This is a genomic window from Mycolicibacterium sp. XJ2546, assembly GCF_053483195.1.
In genome coordinates, this window is record NZ_JBEFRW010000024.1 from 38,573 (window position 1) to 65,388 (window position 26,816).

Consider the following 26,816-nt stretch of genomic DNA (forward strand, 5'->3'; position numbering starts at 1 on the left):
AGACAACCCTGATGAGCGCTCGCGTGAAGAAGAGACAACCCAGGTGGGCACGATGACAACTCCGGTGTGGCTTACGATCGCGCTTCCGTTGGTGGGTGCCGCGATACTTCTGATCGGCGGCCGACGCACCGACAGCTGGGGTCATCTGTTGGGGTGTGCGGCGTCGATCGCGTCGTTCGTGGTCGGTGCGGCGCTGTTCACCGACATGCTCGGCCGCGACGCCGAGAACCGCACGCTCCACGAGCATCTGTTCTCCTGGGTGCCGGTGGCCGAACTGCAGGTCGACTTCGGGTTGCAGCTCGACCAGCTGTCGATGTGCTTCGTGCTGCTGATCACCGGCGTCGGCTCGTTGATCCATATCTACTCCATCGGCTATATGGCCGATGACCCGGACCGGCGACGGTTCTTTGCCTACCTGAACCTGTTCCTCGCCGCGATGCTGCTGCTGGTGCTTGCCGACAACTACCTCGGCCTCTACGTCGGGTGGGAAGGCGTGGGCCTGGCGTCGTACCTGCTGATCGGCTTCTGGGCGCACAAACCGTCGGCGGCCACCGCGGCCAAGAAAGCCTTCGTCGTCAACCGCGTCGGCGACATGGGCCTGGCGATAGCCATTTTCGCGATGTTCGCCCACATCGGCTCGATCTCGTATGAAGCCGTCTTCGCCGCCGCCCCCCAGGTGAGCGATACCGCGCTGACGGTGATCGGCCTGCTGCTCCTGCTGGGCGCGTGCGCCAAGTCCGCGCAGGTGCCGCTGCAGTCCTGGCTCGGTGACGCGATGGAAGGCCCGACGCCGGTGTCGGCGCTCATCCACGCCGCGACGATGGTGACCGCCGGTGTCTACCTCATCGTGCGCTCCGGTCCGGTGTTCGAGCTGTCGCCGACCGCGCAGTTGGCCGTCGTCATCGTCGGTGCGGTCACGTTGCTGTTCGGCGCGATCATCGGCTGCGCCAAGGACGACATCAAGAAAGCGCTTGCGGCGTCGACGATGTCGCAGATCGGCTACATGGTGCTGGCCGCCGGCCTCGGGCCCGTCGGATACGCCTTCGCGATCATGCACCTGCTGACCCACGGCTTCTTCAAGGCCGGGCTGTTCCTTGGGGCGGGGTCGGTGATGCACGCGATGGACGACGAAGTCGACATGCGTCGCTTCGGGGGCCTGCGCAAGGCGCTGCCGATCACCTTCGCGACGTTCGGGCTCGGTTACCTCGCGATCATCGGTGTGCCGCCGCTGGCCGGATTCTTCTCCAAGGACGGCATCATCGAAGCGGCGCTCGGCGCTGGCGGGGTCAAGGGCTTGATCCTCGGCGGCACCGCGATCCTCGGTGCGGGCATCACCGCCTTCTACATGACACGGGTGATGCTGATGACGTTCTTCGGTGAGAAACGGTGGGCTCCAAACTCACACCCGCATGAAGCGCCGAAGGTGATGACGTGGCCGATGATCCTGCTGGCCGTCGGCTCGGTGGGTTCCGGTGCGGCGTTCGCGATCGGCGGCACCCTCGAACACTGGCTGGAGCCCGTGGTCGGAGCGGAGGAAGTGCATCACGTCGCGCCGGTCTGGGTCGTCACCGCCGTCATCCTCACCGTGGTGGCCGTCGGCATCGTGATCGCCTACCGGATGTACGGCGTCCGGCCGGTGCCAGAGGAGGCGCCCGCCGGTTCGCTGCTGACAGTGGCCGCCCGGTCCGATCTGGGTGGCGACGCCTTCAACGAAGAGGTCTTCATGGTGCCGGGACAGCGGCTGACCAAGGGGCTGGTCGAGCTGGATGACCAAGCCGTCGAGGGGGTGGCGACCGGGCTCGCCTCCCTGGTGTCTCGAATCTCGAGGTGGCTGCGGCAGCTGCAGACCGGGTTCGCCCGCTCGTACGCAATGGCCATGCTGGCCGGCGCCATGCTGCTGGCCGGCGCGATCTTGGCGGTGCAGCTATGGTGACCTCCTTTCCCTGGCTGACCGTGCTGTGGGCGGTGCCGATCGTCGGTGCGGCCGTCGTGATTCTGCTGCCGGCGGCGCAGCGTGCGTTGGCCAAGTGGCTGGCGCTCGTGGTCTCGCTCGTGGTGCTGGTCATCACCGTATTCCTCGCGGTCAGCTTCGATCCCGGCGGTGAGCAGTACCAGTTCGTCGAATCTCACCGCTGGATACCGTCGTTCGGCACCGGATACATATTGGGCTTGGACGGCATCGCGCTGGCGATCGTCGCGCTGGCCGCGGTGTTGGTGCCGCTGTTGCTGATCGCCGGCTGGAACGACGTCCGCGACCACGCGGCATGGGGTGGGCGCTCGACGCACACGTATTTCGCGCTGACCTTGGCCGTCGAGGGCATGGTGATCATGTCGCTCGTCTCGCTCGATGTGCTGCTGTTCTACGTGTTCTTCGAGGCGATGCTGATCCCGATGTACTTCCTCATCGGCGGCTTCGGCCACGGCGAGAACCGCGGCAAGGCAGCGGTGAAGTTCTTGCTGTACAACCTGTTCGGCGGCCTGATCATGCTCGCCGCGGTGATCGGGCTGTACGTGGCGACCGCGCAGAGCGATGCGTTCGCCGGTGGCACGTTCGACTTCCGCGAGATCGTCGCCGCGGTGTCCAGCGGCGAGTTCGTGGTCAACCCGGCCGTGATGAACCTGTTGTTCCTCGGGTTCATGTTCGCGTTCGCGATCAAGGCGCCGCTGTGGCCGTTCCACCGGTGGCTGCCCGACGCCGCCGTGGAGGCCACCCCCGCCAGCGCGGTACTGATGATGGCCGTGATGGACAAGGTCGGCACGTTCGGCATGCTGCGGTACTGCCTGCAGTTGTTCCCGGACTCCTCAACGGTTTTCCGGCCGCTGATTATCACGCTCGCGGCGATCGGCATCGTGTACGGCGCGATCGTGGCGATCGGCCAGACCGACGTGATGCGGTTGATCGCCTACACGTCGATATCTCATTTCGGGTTCATCATTCTCGGCATCTTCGTGATGACCAGCCAGGGTCAGTCCGGTTCGACGCTGTACATGATCAACCACGGCCTCTCGACGGCTGCGCTTTTCCTGATCGCCGGGTTCCTGGTCACACAAAGAGGCACCCGCCTGATCAACGCGTACGGCGGGGTGCAGAAGGTGGCGCCGGTCCTGGCGGGCACCTTCCTGGTCGCTGGATTGGCCACCCTGTCGCTACCCGGGTTGGCGCCGTTCATCAGCGAATTCCTGGTCCTCATCGGCACATTCACCCGCTACCCGGCGCTGGCGGTGTTCGCGTCGAGCGCGCTGGTGTTGTCTGCCATCTACATCCTATGGACCTACCAGCGGATGATGGGCGGGCCGGTGGCCGACGAACTCGCCAACGGTGAGGACCGAATACGTGACCTCGTGCCGCGCGAAATCCTCGTCGTCGCACCGCTGATCGCGCTGCTGCTGGTGTTGGGTGTCTATCCCAAACCCGCACTGGATGTGATCAACCCTGCGGTCACCCACACCCTGACCACCATCGACCAACCTGATCCGGTACCCCAGATCGCGGAAGGGCCGACGCCATGACCCTCTCCCCGCCGGTCGTCGAATACGACCTCGTCTCCCCGATGCTGATCGTGTTCGGGGCCGCTGTCGCCGGTGTGCTCATCGAGGCGCTGCTGCCGCGGCAACGTCGGTACGCCGCCCAAGTCGTGCTCAGCCTCGGCGGTCTGGTCGCTGCGCTGGTGGCGGTGGTGCTGGTGGCGCGCGACATGCATGGCACCGTCGGACAATCGGCGGTGATGGGCGCCATCGTCATCGATATGCCAGCGTTGTTCATCCAGGGCACCGTGCTGCTCGTCGGCGTGCTGGGCATCCTGTTGATCGCCGAGCGGCACATCCCCGCGTCGGTGGAATCCGAGCGCAGCGAGAGCCAGAGCCAAAGCCGAACCCTGGACGGTTTCACACCGCAGGCGTCCGCGGTGCCGGGAGACGTGGCGGAGAAGTTGGCCACGCGGGCCGGTGTGATCCAGACCGAAGTGTTCCCGCTGACGATGTTCGCCATCGGCGGCATGCTGCTGTTTCCGGCATCCGACGATCTGCTGAGCCTGTTCGTCGCGCTCGAAGTGCTGTCGTTACCGCTGTACCTGCTGTGCGGGTTGGCGCGCCGCCGCCGGCTGCTGTCGCAGGAAGCGGCGATGAAATACTTTCTGTTGGGCGCGTTTTCGTCGGCGTTCTTCATTTACGGCGTCGCCATGCTGTACGGCTACGCCGGCACCTTGGAATTGCGCGGCATCGCCGCGGTGATCGAGGACGGCTCGGGCAAGACCTCGCTGGCGCTCATCGGCATCGCGCTGCTGCTGGTAGGCGTGCTGTTCAAGATTGGTGCGGTGCCGTTCCACTCCTGGGTTCCCGACGTCTACCAGGGTGCGCCCACCGCCGTCACCGCGTTCATGTCCGCCGCCACCAAGATCGCCGCGTTCGGCGTGATGTTGCGGCTCTTCTACGTCGCGTTCCCGCTCCTGCACGACTACTGGCGTCCCGCGCTGTGGGCGGTGGCGATCCTGACCATGGTCGTGGCCACCGTGGCCGCGATCACCCAGGCCGACGTCAAACGCATGCTGGCGTATTCGGCGGTGTCGCACACCGGTTTCATCCTCACCGGCGTGGTCGCCGGCAACGACGCCGGCGTTTCGGCGACGCTGTTCTACCTGTTCGCCTACGGCTTCAACACCGTCGGCGCGTTCGCGGTGGTGGGCCTGGTCCGCAACTCCGCCGACGAGGAGGACACCGCGATGGCCCGCTGGGCCGGCCTGGGACGGCGTCATCCCGTTGTCGCCGTGGTCTTCTCGCTGTTTCTCCTTGCGTTCGCCGGCATCCCGTTGACCAGCGGGTTCGTCAGCAAGTTTGCGGTGTTCAAGGCCGCAGCCGAGGGCGGTGCGATGCCGCTGGTCATCGTCGGCGTGATCGCCAGCGCCGTGGCCGCGTACTTCTATGTGCGGGTGATCGTGTTGATGTTCTTCACCGAACCGCCCGCCGACCCGCCGACGGTGGCGGTCCCCAGCGTGCTGAGCACCGCCGTCGTCACGGTCACCGCGGCCGTCACCTTCGCGCTCGGCGCGCTGCCGCAACCGCTGCTGGATCTGGCGAATCACGCTGACCAGTTGCTGAGCTGAACGGTCTTTACGGCAGCAGACCGACCTGGCGGTACGCGGCCGTCAGATAGCGCTTCATCCGCCGGAAGTTGATCGGATCGGGTTGCAGCACCCGGTATGTCACCGCGCCGGCGAGCATGTCGACGATGACGTCGAGATCGGCGTCGGCCGCGACAATACCGTCGGCCTGCGCGCGCCGCAGCATCGTCTTGGACAGTTCCCGTCGCGGCAAGATGTAGTGCCTCCAGTAGGTCTGCATCAGCATCGGATGGGTGACCGCCGAACCGTAGACCTGAGCGACCAGCGCGCGAAACGTCGGATCGGCCGCGGTGCGGGCGGCCGCGTCGATATTGCGCCGCACCAGCTGTTGCGGTGGTGTCGCGGCGATCTCCTGGGTATCCGGCCACTGGATCTCCGCGCCGACCAGGCTCTCGATCGCGTCGGACACCAACCGCTCCTTCGATGGCCACCTCCGGTAGACGGTTGGCTTACCCACACCGGCGCGTTTGGCGACCTGCTCAATGCTCATTGCCGAAATACCCTGGGCGATAAACAACTCCAGTGCCGCAGTCATGATCACCGTGTCCAGCGCCTGGTCACGCGGACGCCCCCGAGCCGGCGTCGTCGCTGTCACCGCACGTCGCCCCTGCCCAGCGCGCGATGCAGCCAGCCAGCCAACTCCGGATCGGAGCGGCCGCGCCAGCCCAGGTGTCCGTCGGGCCGCACCAGCATGGCGTCGGTTTGATCGGTTTGGCAGCACAGGGCGACGACGCGCTCACCGAGATGGGCGTGCGCGGTCGCCGACAGGGCGTCATGGTCACCCGATGCCAGCAGCGCCCATCGTCCGCCGAGCTCGGCGTACAGCCGGGTCGGCTCGCCGTCGCGGACGCGTCGGCATTCGGTGTCGGCGATTCGGTCGCCGGGACGGGGTTTCTTCGTGCACCAATGCTTTTCGGCGAGAGGACCGTCCCGGTAATCCACCCACAGTTGCGAGGTTCGGTAGGTCAACGAGCGCTGCACCCTCGGCAGGCTGAGCAGCGGCAAGACCACCCGGTCACGCAGAAACCGGCCCACCGGGCCCTGCGCGATGTTGATTTTGGTGACCGCGCTGGTGTCGCGCAGCACCTCGGTGGCCAACGGCCGTCGCTCAGCCTGGTAGGTGTCCAGCAGTGCGGCATCGGCACGCCCGCCGATCACCAGAGCCAGCTTCCAGGCGAGGTTTTCGACGTCGCCGAGTCCGGTCAGCATGCCTTGGCCGCCGAACGGGGCATGGGTGTGGGCGGCGTCCCCGGCGATCAGCACGCGGCCGCGACGATAGGTGTCGGCCAGCCTGCGGTGCACCTGGAACATCGACAGCCACTCGGTGCCGGTGACGCGCACGTCACGACCGCTGCGCTCGGGCAGGATGTGTTGCAACCGGTCGAGGATCTGTTCGTCGGTGGGCTTTTCGGCGGGCTGGCCGGGGTCATAGGCGATGACGCGCCACATGTCGCCAGGCATCGGCATCACGCCCAGCATCCCGTCCGGGTGGATCCAGCCGGTGGTTCCTGACCGGTCGAGGTCCCAGTCCAGCGCTACGTCAGCGAGCAGAAACCGTTCGGTGAGCTTGGCGCCGGGAAACCCGATATCCGCGCGCCGCCGCGTCGCGCTGCCTGCACCGTCGCAGCCGACCAACCACGCAGCGCGCGCGTCCTCACCGGTGCCCAGGGTGGCCACCACGACGTCGTCGTCCTGGCGCAGGTCCACCAGCGGGGAGTTCCACTCGACGGTGCCGCCGAGTGCCCTCAGCCGGTCCCTGAGCGCCGCTTCCACGCTGGCCTGCGAAATCACCATCGGCGGTGCGGCCGTGTCCAATCCGGGATCGCCGAAGCGCAGACGCATCACAGGCTTACCACCGAGATAGCTGGTGATCTGCATGGCCCGCACCGAGCGTTGCGGCAGTTCACCGAGAGCCCCCAACCGATCGAGCACCTCGGAGCCCCGCGCGTGCAGGAAGTTCGCCCGTGACGTCGTCGCCGGACCGCTGGCTTTGTCGACGACGCGCACGTCGACCCCCTGCATCAGCAGCCCGCACGCCAGCGCCAGCCCGGACGGGCCCGCGCCGACCACGATCGTCTCCGGATGTGCCATTTCAGGTCCTCCAATACGAAACGGGGTCGTAACGGAAGGCTACGCCTTGTGGTCGCCGGGAGTCCACCGCCGCTACCTTCGACACATGACCAGCGCAGAACTTGTCCTCGTCACCGACCACGGTTCGGTTCGGGTGCTGACGATGAACCGGCCCGCCGCCCGCAACGCGCTGGGCCGCGAGTTGATCCGCGAGCTGTATGTGGCGCTGACCGAGGCCGACGCCGACGACAATGTCCGCGCCGTGGTCCTGACCGGCGCCGACCCGGCATTCTGTGCGGGGGTGGACCTCAAGGAGGCGCAACGCGACGGGTCGGCCTACTTCGATGAGTTCCGGTCGCAGAGTTGTATCACCGCGACCGCCGACATGCGCACACCGATCATCAGCGCCGTCAACGGCGCGACGTTCACCGGCGGTCTCGAGATGGCGCTCGGCTGCGATTTCCTCATCGCGTCGGAGCGGGCGGTGTTCGCCGACACCCACGCCCGCGTCGGCATCCTGCCCGGCGGCGGGATGACCGCACGGCTACCCCAGGTGGTCGGCCACGCGATGGCGCGACGACTGTCGATGACCGGCGAGGTCGTCGACGCCGCGCGTGCCGAACGGATCGGGTTGGTGACCGAGGTCGTCGCGCATGACCGGCTACTGGACCGGGCCGTCGAACTGGCAACTCAGATCGCCGAGGTTCCGGGCCCGATCATGCTCGGGCTCAAGGAGATCTACACCACCGGAGCGGCCGCCGTCATCGACCCCGCACTGGGCGCCGAGGAGCGGATCGCGATGGCCCAAGACCGCGACTTCGCCGGGCTGGGCGAGCAGTTCCGCGCGGTGAGCGAGCGCAACAAACGCCAGATCGACGGCTGAGCCCGTCGGCGTGGCCCACGCGAAGCTGGGGACGTGCGTGAACTTCGGCCGAAAATCGGTGTGTCGCGCGCAAACACGCGCGCTCGCGGTCAAGCCAGCGGGCGCTTGAGGATGAAGCCGACCGTCGGCGCGCCGTCGAAGTCCGGGTGCGGCGCGGCCATCATCTCCACCTGTTTGCGGGCCTGCTCGACGACGGGTGTGTTGGGGTCGAGCACCGACAGGTACTTCTCGTGCGCGGCAAGGGCTTCGACGGCGTGGTCCACAAAGCCGTCGACGGTTTCTCCGTGGGTCAGCTCCGGACCGTTCTCGAACAGCCAGCGCGGCCGGTCGGACAGCGAATCATAGGCCTGCGCAACGGCGTTCGCGAACTCGATGTGGTCACGCTGGTTCGGCGCGTCAGGTGCCCACTGCGGGCCGCTGTAGATGGTGATCACGATGTCGGGCGCCAACGCGGTGATGGTCTCGGCGATCTTGGCCCGGAGCGCCGGGGTGTTGCGGATCTCACTGTCCGGAAAGTCCCAGAACTCCACGTCGTCGGCGCCGACGACGGCCGCCGACCGGCGTTGCTCGATTTCGCGCAGCGGGCCGGCCTGTTCGGGCGCCATCCCTTCGATGCCCCGCTCGCCGCGCGAGGCCAGTCTGTAGTGGACCTTCCTGCCTGTCGATGTCCACTTGGCGACGGCCGCGGCGATGCCGTACTCGGGATCGTCGGGGTGCGGCACCAGAACCAGGCAGGTGCGCCACTCGGAGGGAAACGGTTGTACTGAAGGCACGCCGCTATGCCACCACACCGTGGATCAGAATGGCAGCGGTCTGCTCGACCCAGTCGTCGCCGAGGGGCTCACCGGGTTGCAGCAGCACCCGGAGCAGGGTGGCCCCGCCGATCACCTCGACCAGCCGGTCGGGGTCGACGTCGGGATGCACCTCGTCGCGGTGCACGGCGTCGGCCAACCGCATGCGCACGGCGGCGAACAGTTCGGTGAACCGGTCCATCACCCTGGCGTTGAGTTCGGCGTCGGCGGCCATGTCGGCGATCAGCCCGGGCAGCGCGGCGCGCACCACAGGAGTGGTGAAAACGTCGCGGGCAGCGGCGATCATCGCGCGGACATCGGCGGTGATGTCGCCCGGCGGCGTCTCGATCGCGGTGGGGGCAGCGGGAAACGCCGCCTCGTGAACCAGTTCGGCCTTGCTCGACCAGCGGCGGTACAGCGCGGTCTTCGTCGTGCCCGCATGCTTGGCGACAGCAGCCATCGTGAGGTTCGAATAGCCAATTTTCACAAGCAGATCCGCCGTGGCGCGCAAGATGGCAGCGTCGATGCGCGGATCCCTGGGCCGCCCGGCGCCAGGGGGCTTGTCAACCGATGACAGGTCTGCTTTCATAACGCTACTTACCGTATCGTAATTTGGTCAACGAAGGATGGTTCCGGATGGCTAGCGAACCGGCTGTCGAGGATGTCGGCCGCCTCGAGCATTCCAGTCGTGACGTCAGCACCCTGCCCGGTGTGATGTCGCAGTGGCTGTCGACGGTGCTACCCGGCGGCGTCGCTCCGGAGATCACCGTGGAGAGCGGCGTCGACGCCAACGGCATGTCCTCGGAGACCATCATCCTGACCGGCCGTTGGGAACAGGACGGGCAACCGCAAGAACAGAAGTGGGTCGCGCGCGTCGCCCCCGCTGCCCACGACGTCCCGGTGTTCTCGTCCTACCGGATGGATCACCAGTTCGACGTCATCCGGCTGGTCGGCGAGAAGACCGACGTGCCGGTACCGCCGGTGCGCTGGCTGGAGAACAGCGGGTCGGTTTTGGGCACGCCGTTCTTCTTGATGGACTACGTCGACGGCCGGGTGCCGCCCGACGTCATGCCCTACACCTTCGGCGGCAACTGGTTCTTCGACTCCCCCGCCGAACAGCAACGGGAACTCCAGGACAACACCGTCGACGTGTTGGCCAAGGTGCACTCGATTCCGGACCCGCAGACCACATTCGGCTTTCTCGACGACGGCTCCGACGACAACGCGTTGCGCCGAAACCTCAACTGGCTGAAATCCTGGTATCAGTTCGCGGTTCCCGACATCGGGCGCTCACCGCTTGTCGAGCAGGCCCTGGAGTGGCTGGAGGCCAACTGGCCGGCCGGAGTCGCGGCCACGGACCCGGTGCTGGTGTGGGGCGACTCCCGTGTCGGCAACGTCCTCTACTCCGGGTTTGCGCCGGTGGCCGTACTGGATTGGGAGATGGCCACCTTGGGCCCGCGCGAGATGGACGTCGCGTGGATGATATTCGCGCACATGGTTTTTCAAGAGCTAGCGGGCCTGGCCGGTCTGCCCGGTCTGCCCGACTTCATGTGCGAAGACGACGTCAAGGCGGCCTACACCGAACGCACCGGGGTGAAACTCGGTGATCTGAAGTGGTTTTACGTGTACTCGGGCGTGATCTGGGCGTGTGTGTTCATGCGGACCAGCGCCCGTCGGATGCGCTTCGGTGAGATCGAGCGGCCCGAGGACGTCGAATCGTTGTTCTATCACGGGTCGTTGCTCAAACGGCTCATTACAGGAGAAGCCTGATGCTCGGACCTATCGACGAATACCCCGTACACCAGATCCCGCAGCCGATCGCCTGGCCGGGATCGTCGGACCGCAACTTCTACGACCGCTCCTATCTCAACGCCCACGACCGCAGCGGCGACATCTTCCTGATCACCGGCATCGGGTACTACCCCAACCTCGGGGTCAAGGACGCGTTCGTTCTGGTTGCCCGCCGCGGAGGCGGCAGATTCGGCGGAAGCGCCGACACCCAGACGGCGGTGCATCTGTCCGACGGCATCGACGCCGACCGGCTCAACCCGCACGTGCTGGGATATCGCATCGAGGTCACCGAACCGCTCAACAAGCTGCGGGTGGTGCTCGAGGAGACCGACGGTATGGCCGTCGACCTGACCTGGGAAGCTCTGTTTCCCGCCGTGCAGGAGCAACGCCACGTGCTGCGCACCGGTACCCGGGTCACCCTCGACGCGCAGCGCTTCGCGCAGGTCGGCAGTTGGAGCGGGACCATCGCGATCGACGGTGAGGAGATCTCCGTCGACCCGTCGGTGTGGATCGGCACCCGCGACCGCTCGTGGGGTATCCGACCGATCGGTGAACCCGAGCCGGCGGGCCGTCCCGCTGATCCGCCGTTCGAGGGTATGTGGTGGCTCTACGTGCCGATGGCGTTCGACGACTTCGGGATCGTGCTGATCATCCAGGAAGAACCGACCGGGTTCCGCAGCCTCAACGACTGCACACGGGTCTGGCGCGACGGGCGCGTCGAACAACTCGGCTGGCCCCGGGTGAAGATCCACTACACGTCGGGAACGCGAATCCCTTACGGCGCCACCATCGAAGCCACCACACCCGAGGGCAAGCCGGTGGTGTTCGAGGTCGAGTCGAAGCTGGCGGTGCCCATCCACATCGGTGGCGGGTACGGCGGCGATTCCGACTGGTTGCACGGGATGTGGAAGGGCGAGAAGTTCACCGAGCGGCTGACGTACGACATGACCGACCCGTCGGTCAACGGCAAGGCCATGTTCGGCGTCATCGATCACGTCGGCCGCGCGGTGTGCACCGAGGGCGGCAAGTCGGCCGAGGGGTGGGGGCTGTTCGAGCACGGCGCGCTGGGCCGCCATGACCCGTCGGGCTTCGCCGACTGGTTCACCGTCGCGCCGTAATCGGTGATTTCGGTGCGCTGACCAGCGTTGGGCGCATGTTCGCGCACCGAAATCACCGCGCAGCGTGTCCTCAGCTGGCCGTCGGCTGCGCGACGCTGACCCGGCCGAACACCATCGACTCCTCGATGCGGTCGAAGCGGTGATCGATGGCGTCCAGGACGTAGTTGTGCCGCACATTCCAGGGCCGTTCGGTACCGGACTTCGGTAGCTCGTGGCCGGTGCGCTGCACGTAGCCGGCGTTGATGTTCCACGCCGGCTTCTCCTGCATCGGCCGCTCCCCCAGATGCGGGTAGGCGTGGGTGTAGCCGTGCTCGTCCATGTAGGCGATCAACCGGGCGAACGCGCGGGCGGTCAGATCGGCGCGCAGTGTCCACGAGGCGTTGATGTAGCCGATGCACCAGGCCACGTTCGGCACGTCTTCGAGCATGTGCTCCTTGTAGACGAACCGGTCCTGCGGTTTGAACTCCTCGCCGTCGATGCTCAACGCGGCGCCGCCGAGCGCCTGCAGCTGGATCCCCGTCGCGGTGATGATCACGTCGGCGTCGATCCGCTCCCCCGACCGCAGCACGATCCCGGCGGTGTCGACGTAATCGATCTGGTCGGTCACCACGTCCAGGCGGCCGGCGCTGATCACCTCGTAGAAGTCATCGTCCAGCATGGCGCACAACCGTTGGTCCCACGGGTCGTAGCGGGGGTTGAAGTGCACGTCGACCGGATAGCCCTCGGGCAGGTTGCGTTTGGCGTGGCTTCGGATATAGCGCCTGCTGAGCTTCGGCGCCAACCGGGCGAACCCGTAGACGAAGACCGTGAACAGCGTGTTGTAGAACCGCGCAGCGCGGTAGGCGGCCCGCTTCGGCAACACCTTCCGCAACGCCTGCACAACGGGGTTGATCCGCTGGGTCGACAACATGTAGGTGGGTGAGCGCTGCAGCATGGTGACGTGGCCGGCCTTCTCGCTCAGCGTCGGGATCATGCTTACCGCCGTTGCACCGCTGCCGATCACCACGATGCGTTTACCCGCGTAGTCCAGCGACTCGGGCCAGTGCTGCGGATGCACCACGTCACCGGCGAACTCGTCGAGGCCGGGGAAATCCGGCTGGAACGGTTCGTCGTAGTTGTAGTAGCCGGTGCCGAAGAACAGGAACCGCGCGCGGTAGGTCTTCGGCGCCCCGTACTGCTCGGTCTGCACCGTCCACGTGTCGGTTGTCGAATCCCAATCCGCCGACAGCACACGGGTGTTGAAGCAGATGTGCTTGTCGATGCCGTGCTTTTGGGCCGTCTGCTCCAGGTAGTCGCGGATATCGGGCCCGTCGGCGACGTTCTCCGGGCGGGTCCACGGCTCGAAGGGGTAGCTCAGCGTGATGATGTCGCTGTCAGAGCGGATACCCGGATAGGTGTGCAGATCCCAGGTCCCGCCGATCCGCGCGCGTCGTTCCAGCACGGTGTAGGACGCCGTCGGGTTCTTCTCCTGCACGCGGTAGGCGGCGCCGATTCCCGAGATCCCCGCACCGATGATCAGCACGTCGGAGTAGTCAGCCAACTCGCCACCAGTCTGCTCTTCGCCCAAGCGCTCATCGCCACTCATCTCGAACCTCCTTTGGTCCTGCTGAGTACCACGATATGTGTCAGCGACCCAGCGCGTCGACGATCTCCGCCAACGACGCGACCGCGATGGGTCCCGGCTGGTAGAGGCAGATGCGGTGAGAGACGCCGTCGACGCGGTCGCGGATGTGCGCGGCGACCTGCCCGGGGCTGCCACATGCGGCGATGGTGTGCAGGATGTCGTCGTCGATCAGGGTCGCCATCTCCTGCCAGCGGCCCTGTTTGGACAACGCGTTGAGTTCCGGCTGAAGTTCCCCCCAGCCGTGTACGTCCAGGACCGGGCGGTACGCCGGGGTGGACCCGTAGAACGAGAGCAACCGGCGCGCCGCCGCGTGGTCGTCGTCGTCCACCGACACGATGATCTCCGGAACGACGGCGAAGTCCTCGGCGCGACGGCCGGCGGCGGCCAGCCCGTCACGAACCGCCGGCATCGTCACCTCGTGCAAGAACCGCTTCGTACCGAACGGCATCACCAGCAGGCCGTCGGCGACCTCGGCGGTGGCCCGCGTCAACCGTGGGCCCAACGCGCCCAGGTAGATCGGCGGCGGTCCGTACGGGTTGGGCCCGGGGTCGAAGGTCGGCGTCATCAGGGTGTGCCGGTAGTACTCGCCGCGGAAATCCAGCCGTCCGCCGCTGTTCCACGCGTCGAACACCGCGCGCAGCGCTCCGACCATCTCCTTCATCCGCGCCACCGGTCGGTCGAAGGCGGCGCCGTAGCGCTTCTCGACCTGCGCGCGCACCTGCGTGCCCAGCCCCAGAATGAAGCGGCCCTGCGCCAGCAGCTGCATGTCGTTGGCCTGGTGCGCGAGCTGGATTGGGTTGCGGGGAAAGGCGATCGCCACGTTGGTCATCAAATCGAGGCCGGACACCGTCGAGGCCAGCGTCAACGGCGCGAACACGTCGTGTGGGCCCTCGAAGGTGAACACCCCACTGGCTCCGGCCTCGCGTAGCGCCTGCGCCCGCTCGATCGCATCGGTTGGGCCGAACAGCGCTGTCATCACCCTCACGACGTGAGAGCCTAACCGGGTGACTACGCCTGTGCTGCCCGCCCGCGCCGACGTCGTGGTCGTCGGCGCCGGGTTCGCGGGGCTGACGGCGGCCAGGGATTTGACGCGACTCGGCCACGACGTGCTGGTGCTGGAGGGCCGCGGCCGGGTCGGGGGTCGTTCGATGACCGCGACGATCGCCGGGGTGCCGGTCGATCTCGGTGCGACGTTCGTCGGCCCGACGCAGGACGCCGTGGTCGCACTCGCCGAAGAGCTCGGTTGCCCGACCGAACCGACCTATGTGCGCGGCAAGAACCTCATCCACTGGCGCGGCCGGGTGCGGTCGTATCGCAGTACGATTCCGCGGCTGTCGATTCTCGAGCTGCTCGACGTGTCGCGCATCCAGTGGCGGTTCGACCGGGTCTGCCGCCGGGTGCCCGTCGATGCGCCGTGGACCTCCCCGATCGCCGACACCCTGGATTCCAAAACTCTCGACGACTGGCTGCGCTACGTGCGCGCGAGCGCGTCGACGCGGGATCTGATGGCGATCATGGCGCGGGTGACGTGGGGCGCCGAACCCGACGAGGTGTCGATGTTGCACGCCGCGCGTTACGTCAAGGCTGCAGGCGGTATCGGCCGCATGCTCGACGTCGAAGGCGGCGCCCAACAGGACCGTTTTCCGGGCGGCACCCAGCAGATCGCGTTGCGGATCGCCGATGAGCTTGGGCCGCGGGTGGTGTTGGGCACCGTCGTGCGCCGCGTCGAACGCCATTCCGACCGCACGCTGACCGTGGGTTGTGACCGTGGCGCCGTCATGGCCAAAGCGGTTGTGGTGGCTGTCCCGCCGGCGCACCGCGGCGGTATCGAGTTCCACCCCGAGCTGCCGCCTGAGCAGGAGAAGCTGGTAAACCATTGGCCCCAGGGCAATCTCAGCAAGGCCTATGTCGCCTACGAGACACCGTTCTGGCGGGCCGGCGGATGTTCGGGTGAGGCGCTCTCCGACGAGGGACCGGTCTTCATCACGTTCGACGTCAGCCCCGGCGACGACGGCCCGGGAATCCTGTTGGGGTTCACCGACGCCCGGGCATTCGACGCGCTGGCCCCCGAACAACGCCGCGAACGCGCGCTGGCCGGTTTCACGGCGTTGTTCGGCGAAGACGCGGCACACCCAATCGACTACCTCGACCATCGTTGGAGTGCAGAGGAATTCGCCCCCGGCGGCCCCACTGCGGCGGTACCGACCGGGTCGTGGACCACGTACGGGCCGTGGCTGCGCAAGCCGGTCGACAACATCTTCTGGGCGGGCACCGAAACCGCCGACAAGTGGAGCGGGTTCCTCGACGGGGCAGTGCGCTCCGGTAAGCGCGCCGCCGAAGAAGTGCACCGCGCGCTGACGGCCTAGGAGCTCACGCGGCGCTTGGCAGCGACCGACTCGACCAGTTGGCGCAGCTGGCTGTTGACCTCCTGCGGGCGCTCCAGAATGGCGCAGTGCCCGCCGGGCAACTCGACGTACTCGGCCAGGTTGGGCACCTCCTTGGCGATGCGCCGAGCCGACGTTACCGGCAGCAGCCGATCCTTCTCGCTGCCGATCACCAGCGTCGGCACGACGAGGTTCTTGAGCCCGATGTGCTGAGGACCCAGGTGGTCGACGAGCGTGCGGGCCCAGCCGCCGCGGCCTGCGGCAGGCGTGGCGGCGAACAACTCGTGCACGAACGCCGCGATCGCGGGGTCGGCGTCGCGGCCCACCGCCAGCATCGACAGAAAACGCTGGTTCGGACCGTAGATGGCACGCGGTACCGGCGTCGCGCCGAACGTCTTGAGCAGCGTCCCGGCGGCGGCGATCCGGGCGCCCGCAAGCGCCCCGGGCACCGGCAGCAACTGCACGTCGCGCAGCAGGTCACCGGTGGTGGTGTTGATAAGCGCGACGGCGGCCGCACGGTCTGAGACCCGGTGGGGGTAGCGCTCGGCCCACGAGGTGATCGCGATGCCGCCCATCGAGTGGCCCGCCACGACGGCGCGTTCACCGGGCTCCACCGTCGCATCGAGTACGGAGTCGAGGTCAGCGGCCAGGTGTTCGAGGCTGTAGCCGCTGCGGCGCGGGGGGACGCTGCTGCGGCCGTGACCGCGGTGGTCGTAGGCGATCACCCGGTAGTCGCGGGACAGGTCGGTGATCTGGTGGGCCCACACCCGCAGCGCGCAGGTGATGCCGTGGGCCAGCACGATGGGCTGGCCGTTGTCGGGCCCAAAAACCTCGGCGTGCAGGCGGGTGCCGTCCGTCGCGCGCACGGTGACGGGCCGACCCGGCGGTAGTGCCTGGGCGGGGGCGAAAGCTCCTGCCTGCATGCTTGCGGTGTGACCGCGTCCCATTGGTGCTCCGATCGATCTCAGCAACGCTGCCTGGATAAGTTAGCTTATCTTCGCGTCTGGGTGGCGAGTAGCACCGAAACGCCCCTTTGGGCGGCGAGCCGGGGGCCGGGCGTCCGGGCAGGTTAAATGGGCACCATGCGCGCAATTCAGATAGCCAGCCTGGACGGGCCGCAGGCCGCCAAACTCGTCGAGATCGACGAGCCCGACGGCCGCGACGCCGTTGTCGTCGATGTGCACGCGGCCGGTGTCGCATTTCCCGACGTGCTGCAGTCCCGTGGGCTCTACCAGTACAAACCGGAGATGCCCTACACCCCGGGCGGTGAGGTGGCCGGCGTGGTGCGCAGCGCACCGGTCGATGCGCACGTGACCGCAGGTGACCGGGTGGCCGCGTTGACCATGCTGTGCGGGGGGATGGCCGAGGTGGTCGCGCTGCCCGCCGAACGGGTCTTCAAGCTGCCCGACAACGTGTCGTTCGAAGCCGGCGCCGGTCTGCTGTTCAACGACCTGACCATGCACCACGGCCTGCGGACCAGGGGCCGGCTGGCCGAGGGCGAGACCGTGCTGGTGCACGGGGCGGCCGGCGGCATCGGTACGTCGACGCTGCGGTTGGCGCCGGCGTGGGGCGCGTCGCGGGTGATCGCGGTGGTCAGCACCGAGGACAAGGTCGAGGCCGCCCGCGCCGCCGGGGCATCCGATGTGGTGCTTGCCGACGGCTTCAAGGACAAGGTGAAGGAGTTGACGGACGGGCGCGGGGTGGACATCGTCGTCGACCCCGTCGGCGGCGACCGGTTCACCGACTCGTTGCGTTCGCTGGCTCCCGGCGGCCGGCTGCTGGTCATCGGGTTCACCGGCGGGGAGATCCCGACCGTGAAGGTCAACCGACTGCTGCTCAACAACATCGATGTCGTCGGAGTCGGTTGGGGCGCATGGACTTTCACCCATCCCAACTATCTCGCCGAGCAGTGGGCCGAGCTGGAGCCGCTGCTGGCGTCGGGCACGGTCACCGCACCCGAACCGGTGATCTATCCGCTCGAGCGCGCCGCGGATGCGATCACCGCGCTGGAGGACCGCACCGCCAAGGGCAAGGTCGTCGTCACGGTCCGCTAGCGCCGGTGATTTGTGGAGTGTTGACCGCGCTCACCGCGGCTGCGGCTCCACAAACCGCGTCAAGGCAGCAGGTCGCGCTTCACCTGCAGCCGGCGCAGCTTGCCCGACGTCGTTCTGGGCAGCGTGCCGGGACGCACGAAGATCACATCGGCCGGGACGATGCCGCACTCTGATGCGACACGTCGGGTGATATCGGCGCGGACGTCGGCCTCGTCGGGTCCGCGGAACTCCGCGACGATCACGATGCCGGGCCGCACCGAGCGCTCACCGACACCGACGGCGACGACGGCCCCTTCACGCACCCCGGGCGCCGCCGCGGCCACCTGCTCGACTTCGGCCGGAAAGATGTTGCGGCCGGCGACGGTGATCAGTTCCTTGGCGCGTCCGCACACCACGAGGCCACCGTCGACCAGGTAGCCCAGATCCCCGGTGGGAAACCATTCGTCGGCGCCCAGCGATTCACCGCCGCGATAGCCCGACATCATCGACGACCCGCGGATCATCACCTCGCCGATTTCCCGCCCGTCGCGTTGCGCGCCCTCGTCCGCGCGCGGTTCGATGCGTACGGACATGCCCGATATCGCCTCGCCGAGCACGGCGTGGCCGGCGTCGTCGACGAGCAGACCGCGACCGGGTTCGGGAACCGTTACCGCACAAGTCGCTTCGGCCAGCCCGTAGGACGGCGCCAACGCGCCCGCATCGAACCCGAAGCGAGCCATCTCGTCGGCGAACCGCGCGGTGAGCTCACAATCGACGGGTTCACCACCGTTGAGCGCGAACCGCAAGCTGCCGAGCTCGACCTCGGTGACCCGGCGCGAATACTTGCCGATCAACCCGTAAGCCATGTTCGGCGCGGCGGTGATGGTGGCCCGGCTCTCGGTGAGCCAGTTCAACCAGCGAAACGGCGACGCCTGAAACGCCGCCGTGGGCGCCTGCCACACGTCGGTGCCACCCAGCGCGCCGGCGAGCAGAAAGCTCAGCCCCATGTCGTGATACAGGGGCAGCCACGAACAGCCGACCTCCGCCGACGTCACGCCGATGCGCGCGTTGAGTCCGCTGAGGTTGGCCAGCACCGCGTCCGGTGAGAGTTGCACGGTGCGCGGAGTGCCCGTCGATCCGGCGGTGCCCTGCAGGACCGCCACCGCAGCCGGATCGTTCGGGGCGGCGAAGCTCGTCGAACGGCGCACGGGTGCAACGGAGCTGAGTTCCTTGACGATCAGCGGCGCGTCGGCGCTCGACAACCGCTCGAGGTGAGAGCCGTGGCTCAAGACGTGGCTGATTCCCATGCCGGCAAACCGGGTCAAGGTGGTGTGAGCCCACTGATCCGCGTCGGCGCCGCGCACCGGGCCTGGGCCGATCGTGACCGCGACGCCGGCCTGGAAGGCACCCAGGATCGCCGCGATCAACTCGACGGTGGGATCGCCGGCCAGCCCGAGCGCGGTGGCGTCATCGTTGCGCAGCCACTCGGCGACGTTCTGTGATCGGGCATGCACCTCCGGCCACGGATGGCGCACCCACTGCCCGTCGTCGAGGACGACCAGACACCTGTCGCTGCTCGATAACCGCTCGGCAAGCGCGGCTGCCAACGAGCTCATCGCACCTCATATGTCTTGATCGGGAACCGGCAACGTCCACACCGTTCGCTACCGCAAAGTTAGTGGATCGGGGCCCGGGGTAAAACAGCTACATCCGTGGGCCTGCTGTGCGGGTTCGATGACCGCCGGTAGTTTTAGCTCTGCGGCTTGTCACGGGCGGCGTCGACGAACGGTATGGAGGTTGTGTGAAAGCCCTTCTGAAGATGTTGGTGTTGGGGCTTCTCGAGATCACGGTGTTCGGCCTGGTGCTGTTCGGTCTGGCCGGCACGTTCGACTACTGGCAGGCGTGGGCTTTCCTGGCGGTGTTCGCCCTTTCGACATGGCTGCCCAGCATGTACCTGCTTCGCACGGATCCCGATGCGCTGCAGCGGCGTAAGCACGCGGGTCCGGTGGCCGAAACCCGCACGGTGCAAAAGCTGCTCATCGCGGGGTGGTACCTGTCACTGGCGGCGATGGTGCTGGTTAGCACCCTCGACCACCGGTTCGGCTGGTCGGAGGTGCCCGCGGCGATCAGCATCGCCGGCGATGTCCTGGTGGCCGTCGGGCTCGGTATCACCAGCCTGGTGGTGATCCAGAACAGCTTCGCGGCCTCCACGGTGCAGGTCGAGTCAGACCAGAAGCTCGTCGACACCGGCCTGTACGGGTTGGTGCGCCACCCGATGTACACCGGCAACGTGATCACGATCCTCGGCTTTCCGTTCGCCCTGGGCTCCTACTGGGGGCTGCTCGCCGTGCTGCCGGGAGCGCTCACGCTCGTTCTGCGCATCGGCGATGAAGAGAAGTTGCTCATCGACGAGCTGGACGGCTACCGGGAGTACGCGCAGAAGGCGCGTTATCGCCTGGTGCCGCTGCTGTGGTGATGGGCGCTATGACTCGCCGGTCGGCCTGACGGATTCGTCCATCAACCGGCTCAGGCTTCGCACCGTCGGGGCCTCCAATAACGTTGGCACAGTGAGGTGCACGTCAAGGGCGGTGTTGATGGCGGCGACCGCCCGCATGGCCGCCAGCGAATCCCCGCCCAGATCGAAGAACGACTCGTCGACACCGACGCGGTCCACGCCGAGCACCTGGGCGTAGATGCTTACCAGGATCTGTTCGACCAACGTCGACGGTGCGCTGTAGGCGGCGCCGGGGTCGCGGGCTTCCGGTGCCGGGGTCGCCGGTTTGCTCCACCGGTTCAGCCGAGAATGCCTGCCGGGCTTCAGCACATCCATCGCCAGCAGCCGCCGGCTCGGGTGGGCCGTCATCGCCACGAGCACCTGTTTGAACCGTTCGATCAGCGCTTCGATGCCCGCTGCGTCGAACACTTCGGTGTCGTACTGGACGCGTAGCTCGAGTTCGCGGCCCGGACCGGCCTGCACCGCAAGCGGATAGTGGTAGAAGTCGCGGCTGCTGAACCCGGTGATGGCCAGCCCGTCGACGGCCGGCGCGGTGCCGGTGTCGGTCGGATAGTTCTCGTAGACGAAGACGGTGTCGAAAAGCCTTTCCTGGCCGGTGATGCGGTGGATGTCGCTGAGCGCCAGATGCTGGTGCTCGAGGGTGTCGTTGTGCACGTTTTGCAGCTGGTTCAACAGGTCCGACGGTGTGGTGTCGGGTGTGAGGGTGGCGCGCACCGGCACCGTGTTGATCAGCAGGCCCACCATCGAGTCCGCGCCCAGCACCTCGGGCGGCCGACCGGACACGACGGTGCCGAACGCCACGTCGTGCTGTTCAGTCAGCGAGGCGAGCAGGACCGCCCATGCGGCCTGCAGCACGACGTTGACGGTGGTGTGGTGTGACCGTGCCAGCTTGGTGACCCCGCGGGTGGTCTTGGCGGGAACCCGGAACACCTCGACGCTGCGCCGCGCGAACCCGAGCTTCTGCGGTGGCCCGACGAGGATCGGGGTCTCGAAGCCGGCGAACAGTTCACGCCAGGCTGCTTGTGCGGCGGCGTGATCCCGCTCGGACAGCCAGGCCATGAAGCTGCGGTAGGGCGAAGCCGCCGGCAGCCGGTGGCCGTGGTAGCCGGCGAAGATCTCCTGCATGAGGATCGGCATCGACCAGCCGTCGAGCACGATGTGGTGGTTGGTCAGCACAAAGCGGTGGCGCTGCGCGCCGACACGGATCAGCGCCACCCGGAAGGGCGGCTGATGCACCAGATCGCACACCGCGGCGCGTTCGTCGGCGCAGATCCGTTCGATCTGCTCGTCGACGCCGGAATCGGCTGTGACGTCTTCTAATTCGACATATCGCCACGGTGCGACCGGATCGGCGGGTATCAGCTGCAGCGGTTGTTCGAACTGTGCGCAGAACCGGGCGGCCAGGTGCGGGTGCCGGGTGACCACGGCCTGCACGGCTTCGCGGAGCCGGTGGGCGTCGAGCGGCCCACTCAGCGCGATGTCGAGTTGGACCGCGTACACATCGTCACCTGAGGAGTTCGCGATGCCGGCGTGGTAGAGCAGGCCCTGCTGCAGCGGGGTCAGCGGCAGCACGTCGGCGATCGGAGACTGGCGGTGCAGTTCGTCGATCTGCTGCTGGCTCAACCGGACTGGCGCGATATCGGACGGTGTCAACCCGCCGCCGCCGCGTCGGACGTGCGCGCAGACACCGGCCAGCGCGTCGAACCACAACCGGCTGATGCGCGTGACCGCCGTGCGGTCCAGCGCCGACGGCGCCCACGTCCATGTCGCGTTCAGGTGCGGGCCGGTGTCGGTGTCGATGGTGGCGGCGTTGAGTTCGACGGTGTGCATCAGCGCGATCGGCATCGCGGCCGCCGCGGCGGTCATCGACAAGCCCTCCTGGCTGAACCGCCACACGTCACCGGATGCGTAGGCTGCCGGAGCGCCAAGGCGCCCAAGGTAGTTGAACCCGATGACCGGGTCGGCGCCGGCCAGGTCCGCATCGGGGTTCAGGTAGCGCAGCAGCCCGTAGGTCAGCCCGTCGGGCAGGGACCGCAGCTGCTCCTTGGCGTCTTTGATCACCGCGCCCAGCGCGGCGTCCCCGGCGACCACCTGCGTCCAGCGCAACCCGCCCAGGTTTACCGCCACGGGATATTTGGCGGTGAACCAGCCCACCGTGCGGGACAGGTCGATGTGTCGATCGGCGCTCTCCCCCCCAAGCGGCAAGTCTTCGTCTCGGCCATGGCCCTCGACGTCGATGGCGATCGGCGCGCCGTCGGTGCCCAGGTATTGCGTCCACGCCAACGCGAAGGCGATCAACAGGATCTCGTGCACCGCGGCGTGAAACGCGGCGGGCACCTCGCCGAGCAGCATGTGGGTGGTCTCGGCGTCGAGCAGTTCGGTCAGGTATCCGGCCGTGGCGAAGGTGTCGACCGCGGGTTGCGGGGCGGGCAGTGTCGCGGGGATCGCCGCCACCCGTCGCCACGCGTCCGCCTGGGCGACGACGTGTGGGTCGCGGGCGTGTTCGGCCAGAACCTGCGACCACCGCGCAAAGGATGTGCCGGCCGGCGGTAACAGCACCGGCTGCCCACCGCGATGCTGGGTCCAGGCGATGTTGAGGTCTTCCAGCACAATCCGCCAGGACACCCCGTCGACGGCCAGGTGGTGGATGATCAACGCCAGCTGCCCGGTGGGGGCCACCCACAGCGCGCTGAGCATCACGCCCCGCGCGGGGTTCAGCCGCGACCGCGCCGCCACCAGCTCCTCGTCGGTCAGCGCGTCCACCGAGCGCAACAAGCTTCGCGCGTCTACCGAATCGGCTTCGGGGACAGTCAAAGACCATCCGCCTGCGCCGTCGTCCTCGGCGCGCAGGCGCAGCATGGCATGCCGGTCCAGCAGGGCCTGCAGTCCCACCACGACGTCGGCTTCGGTCGCCCCGGTGGGCGCCTGCAACAGCACCGTCTGGTTGAACTCGTCGATCGAGCCGTCAATACTCTTCAACCACTGCATGATCGGGGTGGCGATCACCGGCCCCGTGCCCTCGTCGACCTCGCCGGTAGAGCTGTCGGCCAACCGGACCACCCGGGCCAAACGGGCCACGGTCTGCTGCACGAAGATGTCGCGGGGGCGCCCCACCAGGCCCGCGGCGTGGCCGCGCATGATCACCTGGATGGCCGAAATGCTGTCGCCGCCAAGGTCGAAGAACGAATCGTCGACCCCGACCCGCTCCAACCCGAGGACCTCGGCGTAGATACCGGCCAGGATCTCCTCGACGGTGTTGGCCGGGGCGCGGTAGTGGTCGACGTCGGTGTATTCGGGCGCAGGCAGCGCGCGGGTGTCGAGCTTGCCGTTGACGGTGAGCGGCAGCGCGTCCAGCGTCACCACGGCCGCAGGAACCATGTAGGCGGGCAGCCGCTCGGCCAGCTGAGCGCGCAGCCCGGCCGGGTCGTCGATGCCGGTCACATATCCCACCAGGCGTTTGTCGCCGGGACGGTCCTCGCGGGCGATCACCACCGCCTGTTCGACGCCGTTCAACTCGGCTAGCGCAGCCTGGATTTCGCCGAGTTCGATGCGGTAGCCGCGGATCTTGACCTGCTCATCGGCGCGGCCCAGATATCTCAACTCACCGTCGGCGCCCCAACACACCAGGTCGCCCGTGCGATACATCCGGGCGCCGGGCCCGCCGAACGGGCACGCGACGAACCGCGTCGCGCTCAGCCCCGCTCGGCCCACATAGCCGGTGCCCACCCCGGCACCTGCCACGTAAAGCTCCCCCACGACACCGACCGGCACCGGCCGCAGCCAGGCGTCGAGCACGAAGAAGCCCAGGTGCGCCAGGGGTCCCCCGATGGGGCTGACGGCGGTGTCGATGTCGTCGACGAGGATCTCGCGGACCGAGGCGTGCACGGTCGTTTCGGTGATCCCGTACATGTTGATCAACCGGGGCGCGTCCGGATGGGTGTCCAGCCATGTCTTGAGCCGCGGCGGCTCCAGGGCCTCACCGCCGAACACCACCACGTCAAGCGCCAGATCGGACGCCGAATCGGGGGTCAGCTCATCGATGGACTGCAGCGCATAGAACGCTGACGGCGTCTGGCTCAACACGTTGACCTGCTCGTCGATCAGCAGGTCGTGCAGCTCTTCTGGCGACCGGGCCACCGTATCCGAGACGATCACCAGCCGGCCGCCGTGTAACAGGGCGCCGAAGATCTCCCAGACGGAGAAGTCGAAGGCCAATGAATGGCTCTGTGTCCACACCTGCTTCGGCGGCAGCTCCAGTCGGGTGTCGATGGCCGCCAGCAGCCGGGTGACGTTGTGGTGCGGGATCGCCACGCCCTTGGGCACACCTGTCGTTCCCGAGGTGTAGATGAGGTAGGCGATGTCGTCGGGGCGCGGTCCCGGCAACGCGCTGCTGGGCTGGGTGATGATGCCAGGGTCGTCGATGTCGCTGCTGTCGATGACGACCAGCCCACGGCCGGAAAGCCGGTGGGCCAGATCCGCGGTGGTGAGCGCAACGACCGGGGCGGAGTCGCCGAGCACGAACTCCAGCCGCGCGTCGGGCACGGATGGGTCGATCGGCACGTAGGCCGCACCGGTCTTGAGGACGGCGAAGATTGCCGCGACCGCCTCGATCGAGCGGGGAAACAGCAACGCCACCCGTTGCCCATGGTCGACGCCGCGGCCAACCAGCATGTGCGCCAGCCGGTTTGCGGCCTTATCCAGTTCGCGGTAGGTGACCGAGCGACTGTCGAAGCTGACGGCGGCCGCGTCGGGAGTCTGGGCGACCTGCGCCTCGAACAACGCGGGAATCGAGGCTGTGGTAGTCGGCTCGGTCAGCGCCGCGCGGTTACCGATCGCGTCGACGCGGGCATGTTCGTCGGCGTCGAGGACATCGATCGCCGACAACGACCGGGTGGGGTCGGTGGTCATGGCGTCGAGCACCCGGTGCAGGCGTTCGATCAGGGCTTCGATGCTGGAGGTGTCGAACACGTCGGTGCGGAACTCGACCGTGCCTGAAATACCGGCGGCCTCACCGGTTTCGGTCCAGCGTTCGGCCAGCGAGAACGACAGATCCATGCGCGCGGTGTGGGTGTCCAGCGGCATCTGGGTGACCGCCAGATCACCCAGCGCCACCTCGCCTGCCGCGTCATCGCCCTGCCCGGGTACGTTCTGCCAGGCCAGCATCACCTGCACCAGCGGGTGGTGGGTCAGCGATCGGGTCGGGTTGAGCCGTTCCACCAGGAGTTCGAAGGGCACGTCCTGGTGCTCGAACGCGGCCAGGCTGCGTGCCCGCACCTGGGCCAGCACGTCGGCGACGGTGGGATCGCCTTCCAGGTCGACCCGCAACACCAACGTGTTGACGAAGAACCCGACCAGTTCGTCGAGGGCGGCATCGCGGCGCCCGGCGATCGGGAAGCCCACCGCTACATCGGAAGTCGCGCTGAGCTTGGCCAGCAGCACCGCCAGCGCGGCCTGCATCACCATGAAGCCTGTCGCGTTGTGCGCACGCGCCACCTGGGAGATCTGGTGCTGCAACTCGGCCGGCCAGTCCACCTCCACCCTGGCGCCGCGTTGATCGGCCACCAGCGGGTACGGCCGATCGGTCGGCAGCGCAACGCGTTCCGGCATCCCGGCCAACGCCTCTTCCCAGAAGTTCAGCTGTTGGGCGATACGGCTGCCGCTGTCCTCGAGCTCACCGAGCTGGGCGCGCTGCCACAGGGTGTAGTCGACATACTGGACGGCCAGCGGCTGCCATGTCGGGGCTTGCCCGGCGCAGCGGCTGGCGTATGCAACACCCAGATCGGCCACCAGCGGGGTGATCGACCAGCCGTCGGCGGCGATGTGGTGCACGACGGCCACCAGCACGTGCTCGTCGTCGGTGACACGGAAAAGCCGTGCCCGTAACGGGATTTCCTTGGCCAGATCGAAACTGTGCCGCGCCGTTTGCTCGACCGCCTCGTCCAGCCGGCTGGCCGGCCATGCGCTGGCATCGACGACGTCCCAGCCGAACTCGGCAAGCTCGGTGGCGACAATCTGCTGCTGCGGGACCCCGTCGACGGCCGGGAACACCGTGCGCAGGCTTTCATGGCGTTCCACCACGTCGGCGAACGCCGCGCCGAGCGCATCGACGTCGAGGTGCCCTTCCAGGCGCAGGCCCACGGCGAGGTTGTATACCGGCGAGGGGCCGTGCAATTGGTCGATGAACCACAGCCGGCTTTGTGCGAACGACAGCGGCACCACCGAGGGCCGCTCGCCGGCGACCAGCGGCTCGAGTTGGTCCTCCTCGCCGCCCAACCGCTGCGCCAACTGGGCGACGGTGGGGGTGTCGAACACCGCGCTGACCACGAGGCCGGTGTCCATCGTCTTGTTGATGGCGGCGACCAGGCGCATCGCCAGCAGTGAATCGCCGCCGAGGTCGAAGAAGGAGTCGTCGATGCCGACGCGGGGCAGCCCCAACACTTGGGCGTAGATGCCGGCCAGCAGGTCTTCGGTGGGGTTGGTCGGGGCCCGA

The 26,816-nt window shown here is 67.6% G+C and carries 18 protein-coding genes; 9 read left to right on the plus strand and 9 right to left on the minus strand.

From position 1 onward, the window contains the following. Window positions 1-52 precede the first annotated feature (52 nt). From nuoL to nuoN, 3 genes are read left to right on the plus strand one after another with little or no spacing between them, the layout of a single operon-like run. Window positions 53-1,933: an NADH-quinone oxidoreductase subunit L gene (gene nuoL, locus ABQE44_RS24720; protein ID WP_448432433.1), complete on the plus strand. Its 1,881-nt coding sequence runs from the start codon at window positions 53-55 to the stop codon at window positions 1,931-1,933. Then, a complete protein-coding gene (locus tag ABQE44_RS24725) occupies window positions 1,927-3,510 on the plus strand; it encodes an NADH-quinone oxidoreductase subunit M (protein WP_448395402.1) in 1,584 nt (527 codons plus the stop codon). The genes nuoL and ABQE44_RS24725 overlap by 7 nt, the downstream gene beginning before the upstream one ends. Then, entirely contained in the window at window positions 3,507-5,099 is a 1,593-nt protein-coding gene (gene nuoN / locus ABQE44_RS24730; protein WP_448395401.1) for an NADH-quinone oxidoreductase subunit NuoN, read from the plus strand. Before ABQE44_RS24725 ends, nuoN begins: the two co-directional genes overlap by 4 nt. A 7-nt stretch (window positions 5,100-5,106) precedes the next feature. On the opposite strand, the gene ABQE44_RS24735 is transcribed toward nuoN, so the two are convergent. Continuing rightward, window positions 5,107-5,652 carry a TetR/AcrR family transcriptional regulator gene (locus tag ABQE44_RS24735; RefSeq protein ID WP_448432451.1) on the minus strand — a complete coding sequence of 182 codons (546 nt, stop codon included), beginning with the start codon at window positions 5,650-5,652 and terminating at the stop codon, window positions 5,107-5,109. Between the two features lie 56 nt (window positions 5,653-5,708). Continuing rightward, a complete protein-coding gene (locus ABQE44_RS24740) occupies window positions 5,709-7,208 on the minus strand; it encodes an FAD-dependent monooxygenase (protein ID WP_448432435.1) in 1,500 nt (499 codons plus the stop codon). 85 nt (window positions 7,209-7,293) lie between these two features. On the opposite strand from ABQE44_RS24740, the gene ABQE44_RS24745 reads away from it, so the two are divergent. Then, entirely contained in the window at window positions 7,294-8,070 is a 777-nt protein-coding gene (locus tag ABQE44_RS24745; RefSeq protein ID WP_448432437.1) for an enoyl-CoA hydratase, read from the plus strand. An 89-nt stretch (window positions 8,071-8,159) separates the two neighbouring features. Here the strand turns inward: ABQE44_RS24745 and ABQE44_RS24750 are convergent, their stop codons facing one another. Both ABQE44_RS24750 and ABQE44_RS24755 read right to left on the minus strand, forming a co-directional pair. Further along, window positions 8,160-8,843 (minus strand): PIG-L deacetylase family protein, encoded by a 684-nt coding sequence (locus ABQE44_RS24750; protein WP_448395398.1) that lies wholly within the window; start codon window positions 8,841-8,843, stop codon window positions 8,160-8,162. 4 nt (window positions 8,844-8,847) lie between these two features. Further along, window positions 8,848-9,450, minus strand: a complete 603-nt coding sequence (locus tag ABQE44_RS24755; RefSeq protein WP_448395397.1) for a TetR/AcrR family transcriptional regulator — start codon at window positions 9,448-9,450, stop codon at window positions 8,848-8,850. A 47-nt stretch (window positions 9,451-9,497) separates the two neighbouring features. Between ABQE44_RS24755 and ABQE44_RS24760 the strand changes: the two genes are divergently transcribed. Together ABQE44_RS24760 and ABQE44_RS24765 are read left to right on the plus strand one after the other, a co-directional pair. Next, window positions 9,498-10,631, plus strand: coding sequence for a phosphotransferase family protein (locus tag ABQE44_RS24760; RefSeq protein ID WP_448395396.1), 1,134 nt, complete (start codon window positions 9,498-9,500; stop codon window positions 10,629-10,631). Next, on the plus strand, window positions 10,631-11,770 hold the full coding sequence (locus tag ABQE44_RS24765) for an Rv3169 family protein (protein ID WP_448395395.1): 1,140 nt from the start codon (window positions 10,631-10,633) through the stop codon (window positions 11,768-11,770). Before ABQE44_RS24760 ends, ABQE44_RS24765 begins: the two co-directional genes overlap by 1 nt. A 70-nt stretch (window positions 11,771-11,840) precedes the next feature. On the opposite strand, the gene ABQE44_RS24770 is transcribed toward ABQE44_RS24765, so the two are convergent. Together ABQE44_RS24770 and ABQE44_RS24775 are read right to left on the minus strand one after the other, a co-directional pair. Further along, window positions 11,841-13,355 carry a flavin-containing monooxygenase gene (locus ABQE44_RS24770; protein ID WP_448432439.1) on the minus strand — a complete coding sequence of 505 codons (1,515 nt, stop codon included), beginning with the start codon at window positions 13,353-13,355 and terminating at the stop codon, window positions 11,841-11,843. 40 nt (window positions 13,356-13,395) lie between these two features. Next, on the minus strand, window positions 13,396-14,379 hold the full coding sequence (locus tag ABQE44_RS24775; protein WP_448432441.1) for a TIGR03617 family F420-dependent LLM class oxidoreductase: 984 nt from the start codon (window positions 14,377-14,379) through the stop codon (window positions 13,396-13,398). A 19-nt stretch (window positions 14,380-14,398) separates the two neighbouring features. On the opposite strand from ABQE44_RS24775, the gene ABQE44_RS24780 reads away from it, so the two are divergent. After that, on the plus strand, window positions 14,399-15,760 hold the full coding sequence (locus tag ABQE44_RS24780) for a flavin monoamine oxidase family protein (protein ID WP_448432443.1): 1,362 nt from the start codon (window positions 14,399-14,401) through the stop codon (window positions 15,758-15,760). On the opposite strand, the gene ABQE44_RS24785 is transcribed toward ABQE44_RS24780, so the two are convergent. Beyond that, entirely contained in the window at window positions 15,757-16,701 is a 945-nt protein-coding gene (locus tag ABQE44_RS24785; RefSeq protein WP_448395391.1) for an alpha/beta fold hydrolase, read from the minus strand. The genes ABQE44_RS24780 and ABQE44_RS24785 overlap by 4 nt on opposite strands. 159 nt (window positions 16,702-16,860) lie before the next feature. Between ABQE44_RS24785 and ABQE44_RS24790 the strand changes: the two genes are divergently transcribed. Continuing rightward, complete coding sequence (locus ABQE44_RS24790) at window positions 16,861-17,832, plus strand: NADPH:quinone oxidoreductase family protein (protein ID WP_448432445.1); 972 nt, start codon at window positions 16,861-16,863, stop codon at window positions 17,830-17,832. A gap of 59 nt (window positions 17,833-17,891) precedes the next feature. Here ABQE44_RS24790 and mbtM read toward each other — a convergent pair whose 3' ends face one another. Beyond that, window positions 17,892-19,427, minus strand: a complete 1,536-nt coding sequence (gene mbtM, locus ABQE44_RS24795; RefSeq protein WP_448432447.1) for a long-chain-fatty acid--ACP ligase MbtM — start codon at window positions 19,425-19,427, stop codon at window positions 17,892-17,894. A gap of 203 nt (window positions 19,428-19,630) precedes the next feature. On the opposite strand from mbtM, the gene ABQE44_RS24800 reads away from it, so the two are divergent. Next, the gene (locus ABQE44_RS24800; RefSeq protein WP_448395442.1) at window positions 19,631-20,287 is read left to right on the plus strand and encodes a methyltransferase family protein; all 657 of its coding nucleotides are present in this window, start codon (window positions 19,631-19,633) and stop codon (window positions 20,285-20,287) included. Window positions 20,288-20,293: 6 nt separating this feature from the next. Here ABQE44_RS24800 and ABQE44_RS24805 read toward each other — a convergent pair. Continuing rightward, a partial coding sequence (locus tag ABQE44_RS24805; RefSeq protein ID WP_448432449.1) for a non-ribosomal peptide synthetase occupies window positions 20,294-26,816 on the minus strand: 6,523 nt, incomplete at its 5' end.